The organism is Devosia oryzisoli (assembly GCF_014837245.1).
In the GTDB taxonomy this organism is placed as follows: domain Bacteria; phylum Pseudomonadota; class Alphaproteobacteria; order Rhizobiales; family Devosiaceae; genus Devosia; species Devosia oryzisoli.
On the sequence record NZ_JACYFU010000010.1, the window covers coordinates 1 to 1,975 of the forward strand.

Here is a 1,975-nt window from a genome sequence, read left to right on the forward strand (position 1 = left end):
TCGGTGAGAACCAAAGTTCTCGCAATTCCCGAGAGAACAGTAGCTTGCCTCCGGTTGCCCGGCAGCCACCCTGCCCTGTCAGATTGCGCCAATCAGTGGGAGCAAACTAGTCGCTCGCGTCGTCGACAAGCGGGGTTATATGGGAGGGCCTTTTGCGCGTCAACACCCATGTGAAAGAAAGATGACATTTCTTTCGAAAGGGGCCTCGGCCGATGTGCGTAACTCGCCTAAGACGCCTGTGTTTCCTCAAGTTGCTTGCTGCAGCTTATGTGGTTCGACGCCCCACCGACCTCCGCCAAACAATGACGCTGTACGGGACGGTGCTCAAGCACTGCAGCGGGGACCGAAGGGTCTCGAACCAGATGACGGCGTGGCATGCTGCTCTTTCATGTTGGCGGCGGAGCTGCTTCGAATTCTTCTGGAGACCAGCTGAGTGTATCGATCCACAACGGGGATTTGGCCGCGATTAAACCTCCCTGTCCGTGTGTTAAGACTTTGTCAAAGCGGCCGTACGCAATGTTTCGTATATGGAGACGCCAACGTCTTCCGCTGTGGGCAACTATAGGGACGACATGCCGTTTGGCATCGCCCGCCTCGATGGCCGCGGCCGGGAACTAGCCTACGAGAACCTGGGAAAGAAGGTACTGTTATACAGGCCTCGCGGGGGAGAGAAGGCCGGCTACTTTGGCACCGCGACTCTCACCGACATTACCTTTGACAGCCGGGCGCCGCGCTTTCTGCTTCTGCGGCTGGAGGCTCCGGAGTTTTTTAGTCAGCCAATTCATCCTGCCATCTGGCACGACCCTCTTGAGGGAAAAGCATATGGGGCGGATGGCAAACCCATCTTTAGCTACTTCTCGATTGGCATTCGACCACTCACTTCCCAAGATCAGGCAGCCTTACTCAAAGCAACGACGCGGCTCGGCTATGGAGGTTTTGAGATGCCGCCGGCCGAGACTGATTTCGTGGACCAACGATTTCGCGCAGAGCGTGAGGTATTGATCCGCAAAACTCGCTTCAGAAACCTGGTACTGAACGCCTATGGTCCCCGGTGCGCCGTTTGCGGCCGCGACTATGGCGATCCAAGGCGTGTACGAGGTGGAGGCCTGCCATTTGCAGGCAGTGCAGCATGGGGGACCAGATGAAATTACCAACGCGATGGCGATGTGCCGGCACCATCACTGGGCTTACGACCGGGGGCTCTTCGCGCTGTCGGGCGCGGGACGAATACTCATTGGCAAGAACATGGAGGCGGCGATGATCGAGGAGTTCCGAGGTCAGCAGCAGGCGACCTTTCCCACCGATGTCCAGCTCTGGCCACGTGCGGATCGCTTGGCAGCTCATCGAACCCAATTTGGGTTCGCATGACGCGCAGGGCAAGCTGCACATGTCTGTCGCCATCGACCGGGCGTCCAAGCTCCCCCAGTCAAAATTAGTCAGGGGCGACCCCTGGCACCTCCAGAGAGGTCTTGCGCCGCCCTTGGACCCGACAAATTCGTCACTCCCCATTTCAACCGGCGCCGAGGCAGCAAAGAGGTTCGCAGCCCACACCCGAGTTGCTCGTGCTGCGGGGGGATACGACATAGGACCGTACATTCGAGAAACGACCGCGCTGATCCGCCGGCTTGTCGTGGCCAGACTCCGCTGATCGCTGACGCGCCAGAGCCTCATAGGCCGAAGCATCGTTCGCAATCGGAAGCGAACTCGGTCGGCATGCACGAGGCCCGTCCATCCTGGTCGACAGTCATTTCGGTGTGCGATCGAGCGCAGCCGGGCAAGAAGATGGCAAACGCCGAGATCCTTGGCGCTCTGGCCCTTTCTCCTGCGACAAACTTCTCAATGTCTAGTTGAAAGCTGGACACCCGCAAAAACCCTCGCGCCTTTGATGCTGTCGTGATTCACTGACGATGCTTGATCATGGAGCATCGTCATGGACCCACAGTCGCTGTTCAGCCTGAACGATCACCTGGAGGCG

1 protein-coding gene is annotated in these 1,975 nt (G+C 58.5%); it reads left to right on the forward strand.

The genetic code is table 11. The features are described 5' to 3' along the window. Positions 1–1,074: 1,074 nt before the first annotated feature. The gene (locus IC608_RS17905; protein ID WP_191778333.1) at positions 1,075–1,368 is read left to right on the forward strand and encodes an HNH endonuclease; all 294 of its coding nucleotides are present in this window, start codon (positions 1,075–1,077) and stop codon (positions 1,366–1,368) included. Positions 1,369–1,975: the final 607 nt, after the last annotated feature.